Origin of the sequence: Brotaphodocola sp. (assembly GCF_050873065.1) — a bacterium.
GTDB lineage: Bacteria > Bacillota > Clostridia > Lachnospirales > Lachnospiraceae > Brotaphodocola.
In genome coordinates this window covers 16687-42125 of record NZ_JBNMIC010000010.1, presented here as the reverse complement: position 1 = coordinate 42125, position 25439 = coordinate 16687, and the positions used below count along the sequence as shown (strand labels likewise).

Below are 25439 nucleotides of genomic sequence, written 5' to 3'. Positions count from 1 at the left end.
ACTTTAAAGCTGGCATTTAAAGATCTCCCCGCCGTATGCGCCAAGCTGAATCGTACTTCCTGCCGGGTAGGATTCGCAGGATCCATCACACAGACAGCAGTCCCACGGCAGGCAGACAGTCTGTTCTCTTCCACTGTGATTGAGGAGGAAGAGAACGGACGTCTGTCCATTTCTGCGAATCGTCGCCTCCACGCCCTCGGGCGTCTCCATCACCGGTTTCACTCCGGCATCTTCACAGATTCTTTCAAGAAAATCACGATAAAACGTTTCATCTGACCGCGTTCCCACATACCAGGAATTCCCCTTGCCAACCTTGTTGCAGGTAATCACAGGCGTTCCCGAATAGAAGTCCGACTCATAACGGCAGATCGCCTCCGCGCCTTCCAAATGCATGAGATCGCAGAGAACCCGCGCCGGATAACGTTTTCCATTCCACAGGAAGGAATTCTCCTCGCCCTCCGGCAGCGCATCGTTTTCCTCCACCCAGATTCCAAGCGTCCCGGAGAGTTTTCCCGGATATGCGCCGACGACGAGGTCATCCTGATCGACAAGCCCGCTGAAATAAGTGGTGATAAAGGTTCCGCCATTCTCGGCAAACTTTTTGATTTTCTGATCCAGTCCCGGCTTGACCATGTAGAGAAGCGGAGCAATCACAACCTTGTAACGTGACAGATCGTCATCCACACCGATGAAATCCACAGGCACGTTTTGGTCAAACAGCGCACGGTAATAATCTTTCACCGCATCCATATATTTCATCAGAACACTCGGACCGGCCGAATATTCGACTGCCCACCAGTTCTCCCAGTCCACGAGGATCGCCGTCTCAGACGGGGTTCTTCCATTCAGAAAGACTCCATTCCAACCCTCAAGCTCTGCGCCAAGCGAAGCCACCTCCCGGAACACCCGGGTGTCACTGCGCCCTGCATGGTCGATCACTGCCCCGTGGTACTTCTCACATGCACCGATGCTTCTGCGGATCTGGAAAAACTGAATCGCATCTGCACCGTGAGCCGCTGCCTGAAGACTCAGAAGACGCATCTGACCCGGACGTTTCAGGCGGTTGTATGGCTGCCAGTTTGTGACGCTCGGCGTCTGCTCCATCAGAACAAAAGAATCCTGATCGTGGATTCCCCGCATCAGATCATGGTTCATCGCACAATCTGCCGGAAGATCATCCGGGGACGGATAGCTGTCCCAGGAGACAAAATCCATGTATTTCGCCCACTTCTGGTAGTCGAGAGGCTTGTAGAATCCCATCAGATTTGTCGTGACCGGAGTGTCCGGCATCCATTTCTTGACAGCATCCCGCTCAAGACGATAGCACGCAAGGATGCTGTCCGACTGAAAACGCTCATAGGCGAGCGAGATTCCCTGAAACATCGTCCGCTCTGACCCGCTTCCATCCCGGAAATGTTCACTTCTAAGATCCGGAATCACAATCTCGTCCCAGTCATAGAAGGTATGGCCCCAGAAAGAAGTGTTAAACGCACGGTTTACCGCCTCAAGCGTCCCGTAGCGCTCCTTCAGCCATTCCCGGAAAGCCTTCTCACAGTTCTCACAGTAACAGCGTCCGCCGTACTCGTTTGCGATATGCCATGCCACAATGTTGTCATAGCCGCGGTAATGTTCTGCCAGCTTTTCCGCCAGTTTCGCCGAATAATGGCGGTAGGTCGGACTGTTCGGGCAGGAATTGTGTCTCCCGCCGAACTTATGGCGCATTCCGTCAGAATCCGTTCTCAGAATATCCTGATGTCTCTTCGCCATCCAGGCGGGATGAGCTCCGGTGGAAGTCGCCATGCAGACCTTCAAACCGTTCTTTCTCACAAGCTCCATGATTCTGTCCAGACGCTCAAAATCATAGACGTCCTCGGACGGCTGAATCGCCGCCCAGCTGAACACATTCAGCGTCACGAGGTTGATATGCGCCTTTTTCATCAGACGCATATCCTCCTCCCAAACCTCTTCACTCCACTGCTCCGGATTGTAATCTCCGCCGTAATAAATCTCTGTCACCTGTTTTCCGTATGCCATAAGTTTCGATTCCTGTCTTTCTATTGATTTCCTTCTCTTTTCTATCGCCCAGAATGGATGCGCCTCTGATTTCCAATCCTCTGCAACCTTCTATTTCGTGCGGCTGTTGTACTCTCTGATCGCTTCCGTTCTCGATGCGGCACGGTCTTTCGCATTCTGAAGGTCAACCTTCAACACTTCCTCATATCCGAGTCCTGCAACCGTATCCTGCATATGTCTCAGAATCTGCTCAAACTCAGCCTCATCCGACGCAAAAACCATCTGCCAGGAGTCATCGACGATCACAGATTTGCACTGTCCGCGAAGAGTTGTGATATCCGAGGTCTCCTCCGGCTGGATGTATGAGGTTCCCGGAGCTACCGAGAGCGCATTCTTCTCCTCCAGAAATTCTACGGTTGTGCGCGCTCCTCCTGCCCAGGATTTCCACGCCTCATCCACCGGCGTATTGTTCAGTTCCAGAATCGAGCTCCACATCGTTGTCAGATACGGCTCATTCGTGCGCGGATCGGTGTCGACGAGTGCAAGCGGTTTATAGTTGAGCGCACTGATTCCATCTTTCCAGGTTCCGCCTCCCCACTCTTCCGGCACAGCAACATCGTTGCTCGGGAGCGCTTCCCATCCGTATTCGGTGTAGACAGCCTCCCCGTCTTTCATCTCCCAGGTCAGTCCCTCCGGACCGGCTGCTCCGTTTGCCTGTCCGACAATCTCCATTCCCTCCGGAGAATACAGCCAGTCAATGAAATCAGCAAGACGGCTTGCATACTTGGTCTGACTGCCGATCGCAATCACGCCTTTTCCATTTCCCATTGAGTAACAGCCCTCTGAGTACGGCGCCATATCCTCAATATACAGCGGCATCATGCCCTTTCCGGCTTCCTTGTGTTCCCTCGTGTTGTAGTTGCTCTGTCCCTGCCATGACCAGATCGAACTTAAAATCTGACCGTCACGGAATTTATCGGAAAGGGTATCGTAATTCTGGGTTGTCGACTCCGGATCCACAAGCCCCTCCTGATTTGCCTCAAACAGAAAATGAAGCGCTTTTACATAGAAGCTGTCATCGTCAATGATACTCTGGAAATCGCTGCCATCCGCCTTCTCCATCGCGAATCCGATCTCCTGATAGCCATACAGTGCCGCATAGTTCTTCGCCACCATCATCATGTTGTCATCCCAGTCCTTGAACAGGGACAGCGCATAGGTGCGTTTTCCGGAATCACTGAGCGGAATGGCCTCCTGAATGCCCTTTAAGACCGGAATCAGATCCTCGAGAGTCTTTACTTCCGGGTACCCGATCTGCTGATAGCCGTCCCAGCGGACATACGGCGCAACGAGAGGCTCGATTCCATCGGAGGATGTCTCCGGAGACTGGTTTGAGATCTCACTCGGAATCACGAAGATTCCCTCGCGGTCCAACCCCTGATTCATGTTTTTAATCGCATCCGAGTAGTTCTGATAGACATCCTTATCCTGGATCAGATCCGTCATATCCATCAGAAGTCCGGCTTTCACCATGTTCTCCAGACGGCCGTTTTCTGTCTTTGTGATGATCAGATCTCCCAGATTGCCCGCTGCCGAACGGGTCTGAAACAGGATATCTCCGCCTCCGGCAATATTCGGTGCAATGATGTTAAGCTCCATATTAAACCGGTCTTTCACGATCTTTGCAAACCATCCACTCTGGATGCCCTGGTAGTTTGCCAGCGTGTCAAACACATCCACCGTGATAAACTCGTCATAGTCGCTGTTTCCGGTTGTATTTACCACCTGTTCCTGCTTGCTGCATCCACTCACGCCAAGTATCGTCGTCGCCGTGAGTGCCGCACACAAAAACAGACTGATTCCTCTTTTCTTCATAAATAAACTCCTCTCCTTCTTTCTTTCCCTTTCCACATTCCGTCTCGCTCCTTAACCCTTCACAGAGCCGATCATAATTCCCTTTACAAAGAATCTCTGGAAAATCGGATATACACAGAGAATCGGAAGCACAACGATGACGGATACCGTCATTCGGATCGACGTCGGTGTCTGCTGGCTTGCAAGTGCAGCCGCACTCAGCGCTCCCGTTCCTCCGTTTCGCACAAGCGCAGCCAGGGAACTTGCCTGATTGATATAAGTATACAGCAGATACTGGAGAGAGTACAGTTTCTGATCTGTAATGTAAAGCAGGGTATCCTGATAGGAGTTCCACTGGGCAACTGCCGCAAAGATCGCAACCGTCGCAAGGATCGGCTGGGCAGTCGGAAGCACGACCTTGAAGAAGATAGTAAGAATTCCCGCTCCGTCAATCTCAGCTGCCTCCTGAAGGGATTTCGGCATCGATTCGATGTAGGTCTTTACCAGAATGATGTTAAACGGCTGCACAATCGCCGGAAGAATGTAAACCCAGAATGAATTCAAAAGGTGCAGGGTCATCATCGTGATAAAGAGCGGAATCATTCCCGCATTGAAGTACATCGTCACCACGAAAAAACGATACCAGAATTTGCGGTGCCACAGTTTCTCCTGCGTAAACATAAATCCTAAATACGCGGAGGCAAGCACAGTACATGCCGTTCCGATCACGGTTCTCGCAAGGGAGATTAAGGCTGCCGTCGGCAGACCGCGAAGTCCGAGCACTTGTTTATAGTTTTCAAAATGAATGCCTCTCGGCAGGAAGTTGATGAATCCTCCCGAGCTCAGCTCATTGGAGCTGATCGTGTTGATAATCATGTAATAAAACGGATATGCACAGATCAGGGTGATCAGGATAAACAGCAGATAGTTAAAAATGCTGAATGCCACATCCCCGGATTTTAATTTCATATGTTGCTTCTTCTCTGCTTTCACTGCTTCGCCTCCTAAAAAATCCCAAACTCAAAGTTCTGTTCTAAATAATCGATTCTCCGCGCGTCTTCTTTGACACAAAGTTTACAAGCATCAGAAGGGTCACGCTGACCACACTCTTGAGCATGCTGATCGCTGTTCCGAGTGACATGCTGCTTCCCATACCGATGTTGTACACATACAGATCAAGCACCTGGATGTGCGTCTTGTTGAACGAGTTCTGGAATACGTAATACTGATCCATACCATTGTTCAAAAAGTTTGCCACAGACAGCATCAGAAGAACAAAGAACGTCGGCATCAGGCACGGAAGCGTGATATGGCGCATCAGCTGGAAGCGGTTTGCTCCGTCCACACGGGCAGCCTCATAAAGTTCCGCGTCAATTCCCGCGATTGAGGCCAGATACATGATTGCTCCCCAGCCAAGTCCTTTCCAAAGATTCCACAGCGTCATCCACAGATAGGTGTGGGCATCGCTGTCGAGGAACTTGATCGGCGCTGTGATAATGCCATGATCCACGAGAAGGGTGTTCACCATTCCGCTGTCGGTGAACAGGCTGAATGCTACCGAATACACAAGTACCCAGCTGATGAAATTCGGCAGTGTCGTCAGGGTCTGAACCAGTGTCCGGAACCATTTGCAGTTGATCTCATTTAAGAAGATCGCAAAACCGATCGGAAGCACGGAAGTCGCCATTCCGAGAAGGCTCATCGCAAAGGTATTTTTCATAACCTGGACCATCTGGGCCACCTGTGTCTTGTTTGCAAAAATCATCGTAAACCACTTTGCCCCGACAAATTCACACTGGGACAGCTTTAACGGCGGCTTGTAATCGTAGAATGCGTAAATCCATCCGTGAAGTGGAAAATAGGAAAACATAAAGCACAGAATGATGAACGGCACGATGCAGTAAAACAGCCGCCGGCTCTGAGCATTCACTCTCGCTGATTTCCCCGTTTGCGTTGTTTTCATGGTAATCTCCTCCTATTCTTTGCTACACCACTCTTATTTCTTCCGATGATAACACAGCCCTCATTTGATCGAATACCATACAAATCGGACGGATATGCCATGAAAAATTGCAGATTTGACCATGCAAACCGGAAAAGTCGGATTTTTACTGTATTTATGCTGAATTTCTTCCACTGGCATTTTCCCATATCTTTTTCTAAGATAAAGCCATCGGTTAAAGTCATTTGCCAAAGTCAGGATCGATAAGAACAAGCGTCAAGAACAACCAGCACAAAGGGAGCGGAAAAAGGAGGAAAAAGCGATGAAATTTTCTGTGGAGAGTCCATTTTTTTCATTTCTCGCCACACTGACCGATTTTGTGGTCTTAAATCTCGTATTTTTAATCACCTGCCTTCCGATCTTCACGATCGGTCCGGCACTCTGCGCGCTCTTTGCCGTGACTCTGCGGGAAGTGCGGAAAGAAAGCGGCTACCTGATCCGGTCTTATGTTCAGGCTTTTCGGGAGAATTTCCGGCGCGGACTGATGTTGTCCCTCTGTTATGTTCCGATCGGTCTGATCCTGCTTTACAACCTGTTTTTCTGGGCACAGCTTCCGGGAATTATCGGCACTGCCGCCACCTTGATTCTCACACTTGCAGTGCTGATCTATCTGTTTTCGCTGTTTTACGTCTTTGCACTCTGTGCCCGCTATGAAAACAGCTTAAAGCTCAGCATCCAGAATTCGGTTGCACTCTCTCTAGGTCATCCCAGACAGACTCTGACGATTGCACTGATCCTTGCCGCAGCGGGATTTTTCTGCATCATGCCGCTCTTTCGCGTGCTGATGCTTCTGTTTGGCTTCGCCTTTCTCGCTTACTGCACCTCATTTCCTCTGACCCGGGTTTTCTCTTATTATGAGACTTCCGAGAGCAATCCTGCCAAGGCCGCTTTTGATGAGACGGATTCTGATGAGGCATGATGAGATGAATTGCGAGATGCACGGCATTGACTTTTATTGAAGATAACATGAGGATAACAAAACCTGATAAGGATGAAACATCACAAACAAAAAAGGAAACAAATGGAAAAAATCACAAAAAGGAGAATATAGATTATGAAATATGGACACTTTGACGATTCTGCCAAGGAATATGTGATCACAGATCCGCGAACACCGAACCCGTGGATCAACTATCTCGGAAATGAGGATTTCTTTTCTCTGATTTCCAATACCTGTGGCGGATACAGCTTCTATAAAGATGCAAAACTTCTGCGTCTGACCCGCTATCGCTACAACAACGTTCCCGCTGACTCAAACGGCCGCTACTACTTCATCAAAGACGGCGAGACCGTCTGGAATCCGGGCTGGCAGCCAACCCAGACTGAGCTTGACTTCTACGAATGCCATCACGGTCTCGGATACAGCCGTTTTCACTCCAAAAAGAATGAGGTTGAGGCTGATCTGACCGCTTTTGTGCCGCTTCACGAGACCTGTGAGATCAACCGCCTGCGTTTAAAAAACACCGGATCAGAGCCGAAACAGCTGACGCTCTATTCCTATGTTGAATTCTGCTTCTGGAATGCCGTTGACGATTCCACCAATTTCCAGCGCAATCTAAGCCTCGGCGAGGTTGAAGTCAAGGATTCCGTCATCTATCACAAGACTGAGTACCGCGAGCGCCGGAACCACTTTGCTTACTACTGTGTCAACCGCCCGATCGATGGATTCGATACCGACCGCGATGCCTTTCTCGGCGCCTATGGAACCATCCAGAATCCAAAGGCTGTCCGCGAGAATATCTCCGGTCAGACAATGGCAAGCGGTGGAGCTGTGATCGGCTCTCACCGGATCGTGCTGAACCTTGCACCGGGTGAGGAACAGAGCCTGATCTTCATTCTCGGATATGCCGAGAATCCGGAAGAGGAGAAATGGGAAGCCTTAAACGTGATCAACAAGAAGCCAGCCCTCCAGACCATCCAGAAATTTGCGGACGAGAAGACTGTCGATCAGGCTCTGGCTGATCTGAATGACTACTGGAATCAGCTTCTCTCCCGCTACACAATCACCTGCTCTGACGAGAAACTGGCGCGCATGGTCAACATCTGGAACCAGTATCAGTGTATGGTTACCTTCAACATGTCCCGCTCCGCTTCCTACTTTGAATCCGGAACCGGACGCGGAATGGGATTCCGTGACTCCTGTCAGGATCTCCTCGGCTTCGTTCATCTGATTCCGGAGCGCGCAAGAGGAAGAATTCTCGACATCGCTGCCACACAGATGGAAGACGGAAGTGCCTACCACCAGTATCAGCCGTTGACAAAGCGCGGAAATATGGACATCGGAAGCGGATTTAACGATGACCCGCTCTGGCTGATCGCTGCGACCGCCGCTTACATCCGTGAGACCGGCGACTTGAGCATTCTCGACGAGGAAGTGGACTTTGACAACAACCCGACCAAGAAGGATTCTCTGCTCGAACACTTAAAGCGCTCCTTTAATTATACGCTGACCCACCTCGGACCGCACTCCCTGCCCCTGATCGGACGCGCAGACTGGAATGACTGTCTGAACCTCAACTGTTTCTCAAAGGAGCCGGGAGAATCCTTCCAGACCACCGGACCTTCCGAGGGACCTGTCGCAGAATCCGTCTTCATCGCCGGAATGTTCGTGAAATACGGAGCTGAGTACGCCCATCTTCAGGAACTTCTCGGAAACCGTCTTGAGGTAAAACGTGCCAGAAAAGCTGTCGAGGAGATGACGGAGGCAATCTTAAAAGACGGATGGGACGGCGAATGGTTCCTGCGCGCCTACGATGCATCCGGAGAAAAAGTCGGATCTTCTGAGAATGAAGAAGGCAAAATCTTCATTGAACCGCAGGGATTCTGTGTGCTCGCCGGAGTCGGCGTGGAGAACGGTTATGCGCAGAAAGCGCTTGATTCCGTTCACCGCCATCTTGAGACCAAATACGGCATCATGCTGCAGCAGCCTGCCTATCAGACCTATCATCTGAATCTCGGGGAAATCTCTTCTTATCCGCCGGGATATAAGGAGAACGCCGGAATCTTCTGTCACAACAATCCCTGGGTTTCCATCGCAGAGACCGTGATCGGCAGAGGCAACCAGGCATTTGAGATCTATCGGAAGACCTGTCCGGCCTACATCGAGGACATCAGCGAAATTCACCGCACAGAGCCTTACGTGTACTCCCAGATGATCGCCGGCGCAGATGCCCCGAAACACGGTGAGGCAAAGAACAGCTGGCTGACCGGAACTGCTGCATGGACATTTGTCAATGTCTCCCCGTACATTCTCGGCATCCGCCCGGATTACAGCGGACTTCTCATCGATCCCTGTCTTCCAGACTCTCTCGACGGATTTACCGCCAGAAGAATCTGGCGCGGCTGCGAGTTTGAGATTGAGGTTCGCCGTGCTGACCGCTCAAACGGCGAACAGGCCGGAACTTTCGTCGATGGCGCAAAGATTGACGGCTCCCTCGTAGAGCCAGACGGCAAGCAGAAACTTCATGTTTTAAAATTGCTATAATATCACTTGTAATATCACGTTCTGAAGATTTTCACTCTCCTGGAAATCTTCAGAAATATACACTATGGATGATGCATCCTTAAAATTCCTTCCCATAAAACGTTCTCATAAAGAATACGCCCTGATTTCTTTCCCATCTCTCCGGAATTGAAACCAGGGTGTATTTTTATCTTGCAGGAAATCAGCTTCTCACCAGTCCCTCAATCGCATTCGTGTATCTTCCGGTGATGACAAGGCTCACCGTCGACTCGATGAAAGCTCCGATGCTGCTGATCTTCTCCGGCGGCGCCGCATAAAAGACCTGAAAATGATTCTCCTCAAAGTATTTCACCATCTGCTCGATTCGCTCTCTCGACAGCGCTGAGAAGGCTTCATCGATGAAGACAAGGCGGGCGCAGCAGACATTCTGCGGATAGCACTGGTTGAGACTCGCCGCAAGAATAATGAAATATGGCGTCTGCTTCTCACCGTTGCTCGCAGATCCCTGCTTCTTTGAGAGGTCTGCCACGATCTCCTTGTTTCCCTGACGGCTGATGATCTTCATGTCATAAGTGAAGTATTTGCGGTAATCGGTATACTCACTCTCGTCCTCCTCATCAAGAATCACGCTCATGAACTCCTGAATGTCCTTCTCCATCTCCTCGTCATCGCGCCCGGAGCTCATATACGCTTCCGGGGAATCCATGTAGTTTTCGAGACGGCGGCAGATTCTAAAGAAGACAGCCCGGTCCGGTTTTTCCTCCATCACAAAGCGGTACGTGTCATTTCCAAACGGAAGCTGTTTCAATTCCCGGTTGATCAGGGCGATCTCACTCTTCGCCTCGCGGACTGCCTCATTGATCTCGGCGACAAAGTCATTCATAAAGGCACTCTCGAGCCGTCCCGCCTGCTCCTCGAGTTTGTGGTGTGCCTCCTCAATCTTGACATTTGCAAGATTACGGTACTCCTCGCGATAGTAAGAAATGTATGCCGTTCCTCTCCTGCTCAAATCTTTCTCGGACAGGCGGCAGTACTCGATCTGGGCATTCTCAAGTTCCCGGATGCTCTCACTCACATTTTTCTCTGCATCCCGGACCGCTGCCGCCGTAATTACCTGAAAACCGCCTCTCTGCTTCCTGAGCTTCTCATACTCCTCCATCATCGGCTTCTCAAGCTCCATATTTCTGGAAGAGAAGTCCTGGTACTCCAGACTCAGCTTATAGAGATCGCCGGATATCATCTTCTGGCTTCTCTGATTCTGACCCTGCGCATCGGAACAGGTTCGGATATCTCCGATCACCCCATCACGCTCCCTCTGGCATGTCTCGTAAGCCTTTCTCGCAGCTTCCTGCTCCTGAATCACCGCCATAAACTCTGAACTGTTCTGGATCTGCTCAATCTGTTTTTCCAGATCCGCCTGCTCTCTTTTGAGCTGGTTCAAGCGCTTCTGAGCTTCAAAATCATAGTGCTCTAAATTCCAGTCCACAGCGGCGATCTCCCGGCGGTGGCTCTGCGTTCTCGCCTGTTCCTTTTCAAGATTCTGATACTCTTCCTGATTTTTCTGCCTGTCCGCCTCGGCCTGTGCCAGCTGAAGCCCAATCGCATCCTCGCCGAGACAGAGGGAAGTCTTCTCAAGCTCCATCGCCGAAACCGCATAGCTTTTCGCGAGCATTCCATCCTTCGTCAGACCGCCCTTCGGGTACTCGTGAAGTTCTTTTAAGGATTCACACAGATGAATCCCATTCAGCAGATAATTCGCATAGCGCCGCGCAAATCCATTTGGAATGCTCAGAATCTCTGCCGCCGATCCTTCTGTCACCGGAGTCTCCGGGAGACGGTCTGTGATGACAAGCTTACAGTTTTTCAGCTTCCGGCTCTTCAAGATCTCCATCGCCTTCTGGCAATATTCGCCATCCACAATCAGATCAAAACGCTTTTTCCCGAGAAATGTCTCCACGGCCGCACGCCACTCTGGTTCCCTGACTTCCTGAATCAGCTCCGCAAACACCCGAACCGGTGTGTGAATCCCCTGATTCTCCAATTCCTTTTGAATCTCGCTTCGCGCCTTCTCAACCTCTCTCGGAAATACCATGCGATTTGCGCGCAGTTTTTTGATGTCCTGCTCAATATTCTCCCGTTCCTTCAGGAGAGCACTTTTCCGGTCTTCACTGTGGACTTCCATGCTCTGGAACTTCCGGTCGAGTTTCTGCACATAAGAAGAAAAAGCAAGGAAATGCGCCGTCTTTTTCTCTGATGTCATCCCCTCCTTTGCCAGGCAGCAAAGTGCACTTCTCTCTTCCCCTAAAAAGGCATCTTTGTCCTCGTCCCCAATCCAAATAAGCAGAGTTTCGATTTGTCTCTGGAGATGTTCGATCTGTCTCTGCGCTCTCTCATAGCGCTCCGCCTCGCGCGCAAGCTCCGTGCACTGTCCCTTCATTGCGCGGATACTATCCTGCATGCCCCGGAACATATCGTTGCTTTCCGCAATTCTTAAACGGGAGGAGGCATGTTCATAACGCTCATCCATCTCCCTCTGGCGAACTTTGAGCTGTTCTTCCTGATGGCGCAAAACCTCCAGCCTCTGTTCAAGCTCCCGCTTGTGTGTCTCCTTCTCCTGAAGCTGCTGATAGCAGAACATCATCTGACGAATTCTTAAGCGGCGCAGACGATTCTCATAGTCCGTGCTTCTCTGCTCCACCCTCTCGAGCTGGTCTCTGCTCGCCCGCATCTGCTGATACATCTGACGGATGCGCTCAAACTGCGCTTTCTGTTCCCGCAGATCTTTCAGGGAATCCACATTACTCGGCTCGAGCACGCATTCCTGAATAAACTGATCAATGTTGTTCTCCGGATTAAATGCCATCATTTTCAGAAGCTTGTTGCGGTAGCGAACCGGATCACATCGAAGTCCAAGTGCCCGGAGCACCTGCTCCACACCGCGGTCTCTCGACATGAAATCTGCGGATCGAAGCTTCTTCTGTGCGGTGTGCAGCTCCTGTCTCGGCGTCACACGCAAAAGTCCATCCTCCACACGCGCAAAATTCATCTCCGCAAGCGTGGTATCCCGGCAGACAAACCAGCTGCTCTTGTAGCTTGTCTCATCAGGAGACTCCATGCAGACACCGATCACAAGCGAGGTATCCTCAACCGGCGACCAGAATTCCATTGCAATGTAGCTGATGACCTCCCCGCTTCTCAAATATCGGTCCGGTCCGTTGCTCTTTGTATCGCCGCGGACATATGCAACAACTGTTCTGTCCCGATCCTTTGCCGCCTTGTTAAACTGGGTATTTCCCGTGAGAAGATAGGTCATCGCATCGAGAACAGTCGACTTTCCGCTCGTGTTGACTCCCGTAAAGAGTGTAGAGCCCTCAAGACGCATCTCCACATTCTGAAACCGCGACCACTGCACGAGAAGCAGTTTTGTCGCCGTCTTTCTGTTATTCATCTCCGTCTTCATCTGCGCCCTCCTCCAAGTCATCACTGTCTTCGTCGCCATCTCCATCGCGGTATTCATCCCTGTCTCCGTCAAAATCTTTGCTGCCGCTCTCCCCTGTCATTCTAACTGTCTGCCCGACTTCCTCCTCGAGATCCCTCATTCTTCTGTCTGCATTCTCCACAAACCTGCGCATCTCATCCGTATTCAGCGCAAATTGAAGAGAGGGATACAAATGGATCTGACAATCCGGATCTCCGACTTTTCCCTCAAGGTCAAGCAAATTGTAACTCGAAAAAATTGTGAGAATCGCACTCATCGTTGTCTTATCCACAAGATCTTTCAGCCCATATTTCTCCAGCTCCAGCCGCAAATCCGTCATGGAAATCTGAACCGCTTTCGACAGCTTCCCTGCACGAATGCGGTCGATATAGAGCGTCCAAAGACAGCAAAGCACAATGCTGTCCACCTTCCGCAGCGCATATCGGTTTGCCTGGATCTTTCCATCCTCACCGGACTGTGCACAGTTTTTCAGCATCACGACGCCATTTTCCCGGTCAATCACAATCTCAAATCCGATATAAGAAAAATACAGAGAGATCAGATCCGGTCTCTTTGTAATAAAATAATACAGTTTTCTGCTGTCCTCATCCTTGTCCCGAACGACAAACGTTCCCTTCAAAAGTCTTCGGCAGGCTTTTGTAAACATACTTTTTTCCGATGAGGTATAATCCTCCCAGTAAGCATCCATGCCCATCTTTTATTATTCCTCCCAAGTAACCTCGTAGTCCCCGGTCATTCGCACCGTTTCGTTATTTTTCTGATATACAACGAGTGTTAATCTTTCAACTTTTCGTCGCGAGTTATTGACTCTTATCCTTGTCCTCGCGGTCTATCCTGCGAATCTCAAATCGACGAAGAAGCAGATGGTCCGCCTCCACATATCCATCCGCAGGCTCCACCACGTAGCCGTTCTCATTTGCATAAGCGACAGCCGACAACGCACACAGAAGGTCTTCACTCTTCTCAAGCGGCAGATCTTCGCTCTTTAAGGTAAGAGACTCTGCCATCGCATGATCCAGATACTGTTTCATCCGATCCTTTGAGTACGGATTGTACGACTCCCTCTCATGGGCCAGACGAGCCTGCTCCACATCTGCACTCGTCATCTCCTGGAACTGAGAGACGGTCTCCCTGCGGATTCTCTGGACTTTTCTCGGATAGCGCAGCGAGTCCAGATCAAGAAACTCATTCTTTTCCAGACAGAACAAGGACTGTAAATCCTCTCCGAGCGGGTCTTTCCAGTCCACCATTCTCATCTCACGCGCAAGACAGCGGATTGTCTGCTCAACACTTCCGCGCACATCCGTGTCCTGATTTCGGATAAAACGTGCTCTTCCGATCGCAATCTGAAGATAGACATTGATCTTATGCTTGATGTCTCGCATGATCTTGTCGTAATCCTCTGTCAGGAAATTGCGCGTCGCCTGAATCATATCGAGAACCGCATTTTCCGCTTCCCAGTGTTCAAGTTCTTCCTCCCTCGCACATTCTTCTGCAAGCTGTTCATAAAGCTCCTGATTGTTCTGGATCTCATCCAACTTCTGCCGGATAAAAGTCCGGTACAGATGAATGTTCTGCTGTTTGGTCAGGCGCGCGTACTCCCGGATAAAATCTCCCTCGCAGTACTCAATCACGTTCTCCGTCAGGCTCTCTAACGTCTCCTCCTCCGCCATCCGCTCAATAATTTTCCGAATAAAGGTCGAGAGACGCTTTAAGGACTTTGAGAGCATCTTCGCATTCCGGTAAATATTCTTCAGACCGTTTACATACGGCTCCTGCTTCCACTGGTCCTCATTGTGCAGGATATTGTAAATGTTGTAAAGATAGCTGGAAAACTCTTCCCGCTCCGGCTTTTTAAGCTGCTGCAAAAACTCCGCAAGCAGGATTCCCTGCTCCGTCATCTCAATGTGCTTCTCATAGGTGGCATCATCGGTGTCTTCCTCGAGCCAGCCAATCTCCTTAGAGCAGAAACGGCGAATCACCGCATTCGCCAGATCATTGTAATTCCTCTTTGCCAGAGAAGCGGTGCCCTCCCGGTTCACATTCTCCCGGTTCGCATTTTTCCTGTCTTGCTCCAGCGTTAGCTGTGCATCCGCCTCTCTGCCAAAATCCGGATTCTGATCTAAATTTCGATCGGAATTCCCATCAAAATTCAGACCTAAATCCAGATCCGGCTCCAGCTCATTCACCTGATTCTCAAGCAGATATGATGCCAGAGCATCTCGAATTCTGCTTCGTGCAATCCGGTAGGAAACCTCCCTTTCATACTGATCGTAAATCAGCTGGAGGCAATCCGAATAAATCTGGTTGTTGCCCGCACTCGACAGACAGTTAAAAAAACCAGATGGAATGGTATTAAAAAGTCTCGGCATCTCTCCCCGTATCCTCTCTTCCTCTTCTAAAAAATTCCGTCTCTTCACTGCTACTATCTTACCACATTTTCCCCAAAATAGCAAATATTTTCGATCATATGTTCGATTTTTTGAGTCGTATCCAAAAAATCCATGATCATCGTAGTCGCCAAGATAAAAAATGCACATGACAAAGAGAATCCGACGGACCCATCTCATCATGCGCACTCAAAAAATATCTTTATTTATTTTTAATGTTTTATTTTTGAAGTTCTTACCAGCCGGAGTGTGTTCTCGGGATAATCAAGTGTGAGACCGGACACCTCCGATACAGGTCAAAAACCCATACTCCTCCCGGAACTGGTAAAGCGGAATGCATCGAATGCGTTCCGCCTTTTATTCTAGCGCGTTTCGGCTATTGATGCAAGGAGAAATATTTTTTGCCCATCTTAATACAAATTTAATACCGTCAAATCGACGCTAATACACATTTTATGCCATATATGAAATAATAAACTCAGAAAGCAGAAACAACATTCCGTAAAAATCAGAACGAAAAAGCACAAATGAAAGCAAGGATACAAACATGAGACAAATAAAAAAGCATTTATCTTCCTCACAGATTATTATTCTGGGTTTTGCAGGCGTCATTCTTTTGGGGAGTCTGCTGTTGATGCTGCCGATTTCCACGCAGGATGGAAAGGGTGCACTTTTCACAGATGCACTTTTCACCGCCACATCAGCAGTCTGCGTCACCGGACTGATCGTAAAAGATACCGCAACCTACTGGAGCTCATTCGGACAGACAGTCATCCTCTTTCTCATTCAGATCGGAGGCATGGGAGTTATCACTGTGGCAGTTGCAATCTCCGTCATATCCGGAAAACGAATCAGTTTAAAACAGCGCAGCACGATGCAGGAGGCAATTTCGGCACATAAAGTGGGCGGAATCGTGCGATTAACCGGATTCATTATCAAAATGACTCTGATTTTTGAACTGATCGGTGCAGTGAGCATGTTTCCAACTTTTTACAAAATATTTGGCGGACGAAAAGGTGCCTGGTATGCCCTTTTTCATTCGATCTCGGCATTTTGCAATGCCGGATTTGATTTGATGGGAATCCGAGTTCCTTATTCCTCTCTGACATCTTTTATTGAAAATCCTGTCATCAATCTCTCTGTCATGACACTTATTGTCCTTGGCGGAATCGGATTTATGACCTGGGATGATGTCAAAAACCACACTTACCATCTTCAAAAATACCGCATGCAGAGCAAAGTCATCCTTATGACAACCATACTGTTAATCCTCCTTCCCGCACTCTATTTTTTCTTTTTTGAATTTGAAAATATTCCAGTCGGGAATAGGATCCTTGTCTCCCTCTTTCAGGCGGTTACACCGAGAACCGCAGGATTCAACACCATCGACTTGACTCAGCTCAGCGAAGTCGGCATTGCGGTCATCATCATACTGATGCTGATCGGCGGCTCTCCCGGATCAACTGCCGGTGGTATGAAAACAACAACGATTGCAGTCCTTCTCTCCACGGCAATTTCCGTTTTTCGTCGCAGAGAACACACCCATTTTTTCGGACGAAGAGTTGACAATGATACGATACGGAATGCCGCAACCATTCTCATGATGTACATTACCTTGTTCGTGTTCGGTGGATTTATCATCAGCCGAATAGAAAATCTTCCCTTACTTGCCTGCCTGTTTGAAACTGCCTCAGCAATCGGTACTGTAGGACTGACACTTGGAATCACCCCTGAACTCGGAATCTCATCCCGGTTCATTTTAATTTTATTAATGTACATCGGACGGGTAGGCGGTTTAACTCTTATTTTTTCCGCTCTGTCCGGAAATCAGGGACATACTGCAAGATTTCCTCAAGAAAAATTAACGGTCGGATAAGGAGCATATTTTATGAAATCAGTATTATTAATTGGACTTGGACGTTTCGGCAAACATATTGCGCGAAAACTCAACGAATTAAATCACCAGGTTATGGCAGTAGACAGCAATGAAGAACGCGTGAATTCTGTTCTCCCCTTTGTCACAAATGCACAGATCGGCGACAGCACAAACGAAGAATTTCTTTCTTCTCTCGGAATACGAAATTTTGATGCATGCATTGTCGCTATTGGAGACAATTTTCAAAATTCTCTCGAGACAGCTTCTCTCTTAAAAGAACTGGGCGCAAAAAAAGTAATTGCCCGAGCCTCCACCGGAGTACAAGAAAAATTTTTACTGCGAAATGGAGCAGATGAGGTTGTCTATCCAGAAAAGCAGTTAGCATCCTGGACTGCGATCCGCTGTACCTCCGATAATATTCTGGACTATATTGAACTGGACGAAAATTACTCCATATTTGAACTTTCTGTTCCCTCCGAATGGATCGGAAAGTCCATTCTCCAACTTGATATCCGTAAAAAATATGGCATCAGCATTCTTGCCATTCGAGAGAACGGCAAACTGCACATGAATATCACACCAGATACCATTCTCAGCGATGAGAAATCCATTCTTGTCCTGGGAGAACAGAGAGCAATTCAAAAATGTTTTCGTATTTAGGTGACTAATATTTTTCAAAACAACTTGCAAGAAACATATTGGGGGTGAAGCAGATGAAGTGGACCGACAAAATGCTTTTAATGGTTACCGCGCTCGTTCTTTTTTCATTTGGATATTACATATCAAAACGCTTTGATGATTTCATGGAACAGAGCAATAAACAATTTCCACCAGAGCACAGCACAGTTGTCTCAATTGCCTCTGAACCCCCTGTTCTGCTGAACCTTTCCATCAAAACCTTAGACTCCTGCTTTCACATCAATCCATGTATGGAATTTCATTTCAGTGTCAGGAGTTTTCGTCAGCTCTTACAAAAAATTTCCGATGGTACCGTCGACCTCGCTTTTATCTCTGATCAAAGCATTCAGGAAGTACCAGATAATCATAATTTGGGACGTATCCATATCAAAAATCCAGATAAAAACTGCTATTTCTGGATTCTGTGGAACAGACAGGTTTCCTCTCAAGACCGCGACCGAATTCTGCTCACATTTGAGAACACATTCCCGGTAGAAAAAACAACCTTTTTATGATAAAATTTGTCGTAGACCAGGAGGAGCACGCAGATGGAGCAAATAAAAAAAGGGCGTTTAAAAATTTTTTTCAGCTATGCGGAAAGTATCGGCAAAACCCATTCCATGCTAAAGGCAGCTTTAACTGCCAAAGAACAGGGAATTGACGTTGTTGTCGGTTATGTTGCCCTGCACACTTTGGAAGAAGATTCAGAATTATCGGATGTTCTTAACCAGCTCGAATGGCTCAACTGTACAAATCAAAGTTTTGATATTGATCTCGCATTGAGCCGGAATCCTGAATTGATTTTAGTCGATGAACTGGCTCATTCGAATCAAGCAGAATGTCGCCACAAAAAGCGCTATCAGGAAGTAAACGAACTGATCAATCATGGAATTGATGTATACACAACTGTCAACGTAAGCAACCTTGAAAGCCTCCATGATACCGTAGCCTCAATTACAGGAATCACCACATGGAATCGCATCCCGGATTCTATTTTTGACAATGCAGATCAGGTAGAATTGATTGACATCGAACCGCAGGAACTTATTGAACGCTTACAGGAAAAAAACACAGCCGATTCCCAGCTGACCGTTGAACAATTAACTGCCCTGCGGGAAATCGCTCTCAGGCGCTGTGCAGATCGGGTAAAACGCCTGTCCAGCCAGCTTTCAAAAACAAATCGATTTCATACCGATGAGCACATTCTTGCCTGCCTGTCCTCTGCACCCTCAAATGCAAAAATCATCCGAACAGCTGCCCGAATGGCACGGGCGTTCAACAGCCAGTTTACTGCTCTCTTTGTAGAAACGCCTGACTTTGCGGAAGAAACCCCCGAAAACAAAGACCGGCTTCACAGCCATATCAAACTCGCAGAACAGCTCGGCGCAAATATTGAAACCATATACGGAGACGATGTCCCATATCAGATCGCTGAGTATGCCAGATTATCCGGCATCACAAAAATTGTTCTTGGCAGAAGTGCCATGACCCGCAAACGTTTTTTGGGAAAACCTACTCTCACCGAACAACTTCTCTCTTATGACCCGGAAATGGATATTCACATCATTCCGGATCGGTGCACCGAACAGCCTTACCGTCAGAAAAGAAAAAACGATTACTTAAAAAAACACAGCATTTTCACAAACACGCTCAAAAGCAGTGCCATCCTTTTTGGTGCTACTCTGCTGAGCATCTTATTTGACCATCTGGGATTTACAAGTGCCAATATTATTATGGTATACATTCTGGGCGTCCTGCTGACCTCTATCGTGACGTCCCATCAGGTTTACAGTTTGATCTCTTCTGTCGCAAGTGTATGTATTTTTAATTATTTATTTACCATTCCAAAATTTTCTCTGACTGCTTATGGAACGGGATATCCTGTCACCTTTATTGTGATGTTTTTAACCGCTTATATCACAGGAACCATGGCAATTCGGTATAAAGCACAAGCCGGACAATCTGCAAAGATTGCATACCGAACCAAGATTTTATTTGACACAGATCAACTGTTATCCAAAGCAAATGGAAAAAAAGAAATCTTTGAAGCCACTGCCAAACAGATTCAAAAACTTTTGGAACGAAATGTAGTGATTTTTGAAAATGTAAACGGAAAACTGTCTGAACCCTATTTTTCACAGACAAAAGAAACCTCAAATGTTCCCATTCCATACAACTTTGAGAGAGAAAAAACCGCTGCAGAATGGGTTTTAGCAAACAACCACACGGCTGGTGCAACCACAGATACCCACTCTCACACCCAATATCTCTATTTTGCGCTTCGCATGAATGAACGGGTTTACGGAGTAATCGGAATCGAAGCCAAAAATACCCCCTTAGATGCTCCTGCTCACAGCATCTTACTCTCTATTCTCGGAGAATCAGCACTCGCCCTTGAAAACGAAAAAAACCTCTGTGAAAAAGAGGCAGCGGCAATTCTCGCAAAAAGCGAACAGCTTCGCGCCAATATGCTTCGCACGATTTCTCATGATTTACGCACACCATTGACCTCTATCTCCGGAAATGCAAGCAATTTGATGAGCAATGGAAACTATTTTGATGAAGAGACAAAACAACAGATTTATTCAGATATTTATAACGACTCCATGTGGCTTATTGATCTGGTAGAAAATCTTCTGTATGCTACTCGAATTGAAGAAGGAAAAATGACATTGCGCACTTCCACAGAACTCCTCAGTGAAATTGTTGAAGAAGCAATTCAACACATTAAGCGAAAACTGGACAGACATACGCTCTCTGTCTCCTATGAGGATGACCTGCTTTTAGTCAAAGCAGATGCTAAACTTCTTGTTCAGGTTATCGCAAACATAATCGATAATGCAGTAAAATACACCCCTGCAAATTCTTCCATCACAATCACTTCAAAGAGAAAAGGAGACATGGCTGAGCTTTCCATCGCTGATACCGGAAATGGAATTCCACCCGTAGATAAGGAACGGATCTTTGAAAAATTTTACTGTGGAAATCAAAAAATAGCAGACAATCGACGCAGTCTGGGACTCGGACTGTATCTATGTAAATCCATCATAGAGGCACACGGCGGAATCCTATCTGTATCTGACAATCTGCCACACGGAGCCATTTTCAGTTTTACCATTCCATTAGAGGAGGCACCTTTTTATGAGTAAATTCCAAGTTTTAGTAGTTGAAGACGATACCCCTGTCCGAAATCTAATCACCACCACACTGAAAGCACATGATTATCGATTTATCACTTCCGCAATCGGTGAGGGAGCCGTGATGGAAGCTGCCTCTCACAATCCTGATATGATTCTCTTAGATTTGGGACTGCCAGATATCGACGGAGTTGAAGTTATCAAACGAATCAGAAGCTGGTCAAATGTTCCCATTATTGTCATCAGCGCCAGAAGTGAAGATATTGATAAAATCGATGCCTTAGATGCCGGCGCCGATGATTATCTGACAAAACCATTTTCCGTAGATGAGCTTCTCGCCCGTCTGCGCGTGGTTCAACGGCGTCTCGCGCTCATGCAAAACAATCTCTCGCAAGAAGCAATCTACGAAAATGGACAGCTTCGCATTGACTATGCATCTGGCTGTGCCTACCTTGCCGGTCAGGAACTCTCCCTCACCCCAATGGAATATAAACTGCTGTGCTTATTGGCACGCAATACAGGAAAAGTTCTAACTCACAAATACATTCTTCAGAATGTATGGGGAAGCAGTTTAGAAACAGATGTAGGATCTCTTCGTGTCTTTATGGCAACTCTGCGAAAAAAACTAGAGCAAGCGCCAGCTTCCCACCAATATATCCAGACCCACATTGGTGTCGGATATCGAATGATGAAAGTAGAATAAAATCATTTGCCATTCTTTAAAATTTTGTCTTGAAAAATGGCTATTCATATGCATGATGCATCATTGATTACAATATTATGCGTTATCTGATCTATGTTGTACCCGATGATACATCATCACCTGCACTGCAAGGTTCCAGAGTGGGATCAGATACAGATATACCGCCGTGATCAGACAGCTCTCCGGCGCTCCGACAGTTGCAAGCGGCACCGCCCCGGCGATCGACCACGGAATCAGCGGAGCAATTACAACCGCTGTATTTTCCAGATCTATCGCCAGCTCTTCCCGGTCCCTGACCACCGTCTCACAGAGCTGATGGGTCAGCATAATCGAGAGTGTCTGGTTGCAGGCAATCGCACTCGTCACAACCGAGGTGATCAAAACCGCTCCATACGGGGTCACCTTTCCTGCCAGTCGGGCAATCCCGTCCTGAAGATGATCCAGAAAATGTGTCTCCCTGAAAATCCCCGCGTAGCAGGAGGAAATGCAGACAATCAGAAAAACACGAGTCATCGAGATCAGTCCGCCTCCATCCATAAACACGGCAACCTCCGCACTCTCCGCCGAAAATCCAAACACACAGAGATGAACCAGCTGCGCCAGAGAAAGGTGCTGCACCACTCCTGCAATCAAAATTCCGCAAATGCTGCTGACAAACAGCGTGATTTTGACGTTCTGTCTCATCACAGAAAATGCAATGACAATCAGCGCCGGAAGCAGCGTCACCCAGGAAAGATGGTAATACGACTCCAAGACTGCACGGATTGCAACACTTCCAGCCCCAGCAGTGTAAGCCTGTCCAAGTTTCCAGTAGATCAGACAGGTGATCGCAAACGGGACGAGCGAGGTCTTCACCATTTTCCCAATATTTCTAAATATATCCGTCCGCGTCAGTTCACTCACCAAAAGTGCACTCGTGGACATCGGGGAACAGCGATCACCGAAAAAGACACCTGCAAGCACCGCTCCTCCCGTATAAAAAATTGGTACTCCCATGCTGTCTGCAATCGTCACACAGATCACGCCCATCGTCGCAGCACTTCCAAACGAGGTCCCCGTCAGGACAGAAATCAGACAGCACATCAGAAATGTCACAAGAAGAATCGCAGATGGAGAACAGAATCGTGAAGCCTCACAGACAAGTAAGGCAATCGTCCCGCTGCCTCTCCAGATTGCCGTGATCATTCCGATCAGCAAAAACGTAATCAGAATATTCTTCACTGTGCGGATTCCGCCAAGTGAACATCGAACCATCGCACCGACACTGTAACGGCGCAAAAGTCCATATCCGAAAAACAGCACATATCCGAACATCATTGCAAGCAGGATCGATTTTCCGGTAAATACACAAATCAAAAGGCCTGCTGAAAACAGGCAAAGTGCAAGCGCTTCCATCTTCAGCAGCCTCCCTCCCATTTTTCGATCACGGTTCTCCGATTGATCCATCCCGGTTTCCAGATCATCAGATACGCCGTAAATCCAATTGAATCCCTCGCAATCTCAAATGGCTCCTCTCTCAAAATCAGTGATTTCACTCCCTGCTTCTCCAGCTGTGCCTGGCGCTTTCTCGCCTTGTCCATCGTCTCCTGAAAACGGGCATCTGCCTCCTCCCCAAAAGAGCGTTTCGGATAAATTCCTGCCGCCCGGCTCAAGCGCTCCGCCAGCAGATCCGTCACCTTTGCATGTGCATTTGTGTGCAAAAGTATTGCAAGAAAACGCGAAAATGTCTTGCTAGGATGTCTGCGGTACCATCTAAGAAGCATGGAAAATCTGGCGTCTTTTGCCTCTGCCGCAAGCTCCTCCATGACAGAAACCGCCTGCTCAGACGGAATCCACGGTTCTTCCTGCGGAACCAGATACTTCTCCGGAACTGCCGGATAGTTCGTGTGGTTGAGCGGCGGAAAATGTGCTAAAGAAGCCAATTTTTTCTCTTCCTCCGTGCAGAATTCTTCCCCGAGATACTCACACTTGTCTCTCAAGATCGCAATCCGGTATTCCAACTGGCGCAGATACTCATACCCGCTGACCCAGAAATGCCCGATTTTCCCGTAGTCATACAGATGACACTCCAATCGCAGATCCTTAAAAAACAGTGTCACCACACTGTCTCCCTGACGAACAATCAAAAGATACGGTTTCTCCGGGTCGTCCTGGCATTCGAGAGAAGCTTCTAACTCCCCCTCATAATCTGCCTGATAAGTTCCCGTGAGCACTGCATGTTCAAAGACAAGAAAACTTTCAACTGCATCATTCATCAGATATACCAAACGAATCTCCTTTTCCCTTTCGTCTCTGTCTGCGACCCCGTTTTCACCTCTGCTTTTATCTTTGCTTTTTTCTGTGCTCTTTTCTTTGCCCTTATCTTTACTTTTCTCTTTGCTATTATTTTCTGCCGCTTCTTCATCCAGCAAAAGTTCAAACTGATCCTGTGCAAGAAGCTGTTCCAACCGTCTGAATGGGTCCATTGTCTCGACTGTCTCGCTCATCTCGGTCACTCCTGCTCTCCTTCGTTTGCGTCTTCCATCGTCACCATCTGCGCAAACTCCTCCGGGGATCTCGTCTCATCCGGCACGTAAGAGAGGCACATCACCGCCTGCGGCCAGTTCAGGCTAAGCTTCGCCTTTTTCTGCCTCTCCTCTCCTGCTTTTGCCATGCATTCAAGCAATTCTTCGAGAACTGCCTTTGTCAGATAGCCGCCTCTCCAGTGGAAAGTAAATTCTTTTCCTTTCTTTGCCGTCTGCTTCGCCCTTTTGTAGACATCCTCGATTTTTGTGAATGACAGCTTTTTCTCCCGGTAATAAAAATGATCGCCATCCGTGCAGGCAGGCGCCGGAGCAATCAGAGGTTCGTGATCCCGAAAAACAGCCTTGTCATCCAGATTGAAATAATCATAGCGGATTGTCGCCTCCCCATTTTTCTTTTCTCTGCTCAGGCTGTTATCAAAAGTCGCATCGAGGTGATAGTAAGTGCCATTGATCTTCACGATATTCCACGTATGGCGGTATTTAATCCCCTTCTCCGGATTGTTTCCGCAGAGCGCAATCATACACCAGATCCCCATCGCATCGCAAAGTATTTTCACCGATTTTGCAATTCCCTCACAGACACCGACTCCCTGCCCGAGAGGACCGATAATCTCATGGGAATACGGCTTTTTTAATTTATCGTAGCGAACATTCTCGCAAATAAAATCATGGATGTACTTTTCTTTCTCCCACTCAGACATCTTCTGTGCCGGCCGCACTAACTTTTCCACACGCGCTCTTAACGCCCTCTGATGCTCCTGAATCTTGCTCTTTTCAAACAGGTATTCCGGAATCATAATCAGATTCGGGGAATCCTGATAATACTTGTACTTAAAACCAGATACCCAGAAAATTTCAGGGTGATCCAGACGCAGCTGAAAAAAGATTTCATGAAGGGCAGCCCCATCGAGACGCGGAACCTGAAAAGATTCCGACAAGCTCTCAAATCCCTGTTTCATCGCCCGGTAAACCGCCTGGTATTCACGGTTCATCTTGCTGTAATAATATGCCTCCATCTACTGTTCTTCCTCCAACTGCTTCTCCATCTCATTTTTCTTTTTGATTAACCGACCCGATTCTTCCAGAGAGACGAGATCTCCCTCCAGAATCTTTTCCGCTTCCAAATCGGCATCTCTCATCTGAAGCGTGTGCTCCTCGCCGGACTTTTCTGATTTCAGGCGAACCATCACCATCGTCTCCTGACCGTCCGGACGCTCCTCACAGCCAAAATCTGCCTCATAAATTTCCAAAACTCGATAATCTTCTCTCATTTCTCACCCATGTTCTCTGATCGCTATG

Annotated in this window: 18 protein-coding genes; 7 read left to right on the top strand and 11 right to left on the bottom strand. The window is 48.0% G+C overall.

Annotated elements, in window-relative coordinates:
- Positions 1 to 3: 3 nt before the first annotated feature.
- From ACR0QE_RS04560 to ACR0QE_RS04545, 4 genes are all read right to left on the bottom strand, one after another.
- Entirely contained in the window at positions 4 to 2034 is a 2031-nt protein-coding gene (locus ACR0QE_RS04560; protein ID WP_432627183.1) for a beta-galactosidase, read from the bottom strand.
- Between the two features lie 90 nt (positions 2035 to 2124).
- On the bottom strand, positions 2125 to 3888 hold the full coding sequence (locus ACR0QE_RS04555) for an extracellular solute-binding protein (protein ID WP_432627182.1): 1764 nt from the start codon (positions 3886 to 3888) through the stop codon (positions 2125 to 2127).
- A gap of 51 nt (positions 3889 to 3939) precedes the next feature.
- Positions 3940 to 4836 carry a carbohydrate ABC transporter permease gene (locus ACR0QE_RS04550; RefSeq protein ID WP_432627203.1) on the bottom strand — a complete coding sequence of 299 codons (897 nt, stop codon included), beginning with the start codon at positions 4834 to 4836 and terminating at the stop codon, positions 3940 to 3942.
- Between the two features lie 64 nt (positions 4837 to 4900).
- The gene (locus ACR0QE_RS04545; RefSeq protein WP_432627181.1) at positions 4901 to 5830 is read right to left on the bottom strand and encodes an ABC transporter permease subunit; all 930 of its coding nucleotides are present in this window, start codon (positions 5828 to 5830) and stop codon (positions 4901 to 4903) included.
- A 301-nt stretch (positions 5831 to 6131) separates the two neighbouring features.
- Between ACR0QE_RS04545 and ACR0QE_RS04540 the strand changes: the two genes are divergently transcribed.
- Positions 6132 to 6788: a YesL family protein gene (locus ACR0QE_RS04540; RefSeq protein WP_432627180.1), complete on the top strand. Its 657-nt coding sequence runs from the start codon at positions 6132 to 6134 to the stop codon at positions 6786 to 6788.
- 135 nt (positions 6789 to 6923) lie between these two features.
- Entirely contained in the window at positions 6924 to 9353 is a 2430-nt protein-coding gene (locus ACR0QE_RS04535) for a GH36-type glycosyl hydrolase domain-containing protein (protein WP_432627179.1), read from the top strand.
- 181 nt (positions 9354 to 9534) lie between these two features.
- Here ACR0QE_RS04535 and ACR0QE_RS04530 read toward each other — a convergent pair whose 3' ends face one another.
- From ACR0QE_RS04530 to ACR0QE_RS04520, 3 genes are all read right to left on the bottom strand, one after another.
- Entirely contained in the window at positions 9535 to 12792 is a 3258-nt protein-coding gene (locus ACR0QE_RS04530; protein ID WP_432627178.1) for an ATP-binding protein, read from the bottom strand.
- Positions 12773 to 13525, bottom strand: coding sequence for a DUF4194 domain-containing protein (locus tag ACR0QE_RS04525; RefSeq protein ID WP_432627177.1), 753 nt, complete (start codon positions 13523 to 13525; stop codon positions 12773 to 12775). Before ACR0QE_RS04525 ends, ACR0QE_RS04530 begins: the two co-directional genes overlap by 20 nt.
- Positions 13526 to 13631: 106 nt before the next feature.
- The gene (locus ACR0QE_RS04520) at positions 13632 to 15203 is read right to left on the bottom strand and encodes a Wadjet anti-phage system protein JetA family protein (protein ID WP_432627176.1); all 1572 of its coding nucleotides are present in this window, start codon (positions 15201 to 15203) and stop codon (positions 13632 to 13634) included.
- Positions 15204 to 15768: 565 nt separating this feature from the next.
- On the opposite strand from ACR0QE_RS04520, the gene ACR0QE_RS04515 reads away from it, so the two are divergent.
- The 5 genes from ACR0QE_RS04515 to ACR0QE_RS04495 are packed head-to-tail and all read left to right on the top strand — an operon-like array spanning position 15769 to position 21615.
- The gene (locus tag ACR0QE_RS04515) at positions 15769 to 17097 is read left to right on the top strand and encodes a TrkH family potassium uptake protein (RefSeq protein WP_432627175.1); all 1329 of its coding nucleotides are present in this window, start codon (positions 15769 to 15771) and stop codon (positions 17095 to 17097) included.
- 12 nt (positions 17098 to 17109) lie between these two features.
- The gene (locus tag ACR0QE_RS04510; protein ID WP_432627174.1) at positions 17110 to 17757 is read left to right on the top strand and encodes a potassium channel family protein; all 648 of its coding nucleotides are present in this window, start codon (positions 17110 to 17112) and stop codon (positions 17755 to 17757) included.
- Between the two features lie 53 nt (positions 17758 to 17810).
- The gene (locus ACR0QE_RS04505) at positions 17811 to 18290 is read left to right on the top strand and encodes a hypothetical protein (RefSeq protein WP_432627173.1); all 480 of its coding nucleotides are present in this window, start codon (positions 17811 to 17813) and stop codon (positions 18288 to 18290) included.
- 33 nt (positions 18291 to 18323) lie between these two features.
- Complete coding sequence (locus ACR0QE_RS04500; RefSeq protein ID WP_432627172.1) at positions 18324 to 20924, top strand: ATP-binding protein; 2601 nt, start codon at positions 18324 to 18326, stop codon at positions 20922 to 20924.
- Positions 20917 to 21615 carry a response regulator gene (locus ACR0QE_RS04495; RefSeq protein ID WP_432627171.1) on the top strand — a complete coding sequence of 233 codons (699 nt, stop codon included), beginning with the start codon at positions 20917 to 20919 and terminating at the stop codon, positions 21613 to 21615. Before ACR0QE_RS04500 ends, ACR0QE_RS04495 begins: the two co-directional genes overlap by 8 nt.
- 75 nt (positions 21616 to 21690) lie before the next feature.
- Here ACR0QE_RS04495 and ACR0QE_RS04490 read toward each other — a convergent pair whose 3' ends face one another.
- The 4 genes from ACR0QE_RS04490 to ACR0QE_RS04475 are packed head-to-tail and all read right to left on the bottom strand — an operon-like array spanning position 21691 to position 25390.
- Positions 21691 to 23010, bottom strand: a complete 1320-nt coding sequence (locus tag ACR0QE_RS04490; RefSeq protein ID WP_432627170.1) for a Na+/H+ antiporter NhaC family protein — start codon at positions 23008 to 23010, stop codon at positions 21691 to 21693.
- Between the two features lie 2 nt (positions 23011 to 23012).
- Entirely contained in the window at positions 23013 to 24101 is a 1089-nt protein-coding gene (locus ACR0QE_RS04485) for a DUF3878 family protein (protein WP_432627169.1), read from the bottom strand.
- 5 nt (positions 24102 to 24106) lie between these two features.
- Positions 24107 to 25156: a transglutaminase domain-containing protein gene (locus ACR0QE_RS04480; protein ID WP_432627168.1), complete on the bottom strand. Its 1050-nt coding sequence runs from the start codon at positions 25154 to 25156 to the stop codon at positions 24107 to 24109.
- A complete protein-coding gene (locus tag ACR0QE_RS04475) occupies positions 25157 to 25390 on the bottom strand; it encodes a hypothetical protein (RefSeq protein ID WP_432627166.1) in 234 nt (77 codons plus the stop codon).
- Positions 25391 to 25439 lie beyond the last annotated feature (49 nt).

Excerpts from the sequence above, each read along its gene's own strand:
- ACR0QE_RS04535 (WP_432627179.1), top strand. The coding sequence starts at position 6,924 with ATGAAATATGGACACTTTGACGATTCTGCCAAGGAATATGTGATCACA.
- ACR0QE_RS04490 (WP_432627170.1), bottom strand. The coding sequence starts at position 23,010 with ATGGAAGCGCTTGCACTTTGCCTGTTTTCAGCAGGCCTTTTGATTTGT.
- ACR0QE_RS04500 (WP_432627172.1), top strand. The coding sequence starts at position 18,324 with ATGGAGCAAATAAAAAAAGGGCGTTTAAAAATTTTTTTCAGCTATGCG.
- ACR0QE_RS04560 (WP_432627183.1), bottom strand. The coding sequence starts at position 2,034 with ATGGCATACGGAAAACAGGTGACAGAGATTTATTACGGCGGAGATTAC.
- ACR0QE_RS04480 (WP_432627168.1), bottom strand. The coding sequence starts at position 25,156 with ATGGAGGCATATTATTACAGCAAGATGAACCGTGAATACCAGGCGGTT.
- ACR0QE_RS04530 (WP_432627178.1), bottom strand. The coding sequence starts at position 12,792 with ATGAAGACGGAGATGAATAACAGAAAGACGGCGACAAAACTGCTTCTC.
- ACR0QE_RS04545 (WP_432627181.1), bottom strand. The coding sequence starts at position 5,830 with ATGAAAACAACGCAAACGGGGAAATCAGCGAGAGTGAATGCTCAGAGC.
- ACR0QE_RS04550 (WP_432627203.1), bottom strand. The coding sequence starts at position 4,836 with ATGAAATTAAAATCCGGGGATGTGGCATTCAGCATTTTTAACTATCTG.
- ACR0QE_RS04540 (WP_432627180.1), top strand. The coding sequence starts at position 6,132 with ATGAAATTTTCTGTGGAGAGTCCATTTTTTTCATTTCTCGCCACACTG.
- ACR0QE_RS04520 (WP_432627176.1), bottom strand. The coding sequence starts at position 15,203 with ATGCCGAGACTTTTTAATACCATTCCATCTGGTTTTTTTAACTGTCTG.
- ACR0QE_RS04485 (WP_432627169.1), bottom strand. The coding sequence starts at position 24,101 with ATGAGCGAGACAGTCGAGACAATGGACCCATTCAGACGGTTGGAACAG.
- ACR0QE_RS04495 (WP_432627171.1), top strand. The coding sequence starts at position 20,917 with ATGAGTAAATTCCAAGTTTTAGTAGTTGAAGACGATACCCCTGTCCGA.
- ACR0QE_RS04510 (WP_432627174.1), top strand. The coding sequence starts at position 17,110 with ATGAAATCAGTATTATTAATTGGACTTGGACGTTTCGGCAAACATATT.
- ACR0QE_RS04505 (WP_432627173.1), top strand. The coding sequence starts at position 17,811 with ATGAAGTGGACCGACAAAATGCTTTTAATGGTTACCGCGCTCGTTCTT.
- ACR0QE_RS04555 (WP_432627182.1), bottom strand. The coding sequence starts at position 3,888 with ATGAAGAAAAGAGGAATCAGTCTGTTTTTGTGTGCGGCACTCACGGCG.
- ACR0QE_RS04525 (WP_432627177.1), bottom strand. The coding sequence starts at position 13,525 with ATGGGCATGGATGCTTACTGGGAGGATTATACCTCATCGGAAAAAAGT.
- ACR0QE_RS04515 (WP_432627175.1), top strand. The coding sequence starts at position 15,769 with ATGAGACAAATAAAAAAGCATTTATCTTCCTCACAGATTATTATTCTG.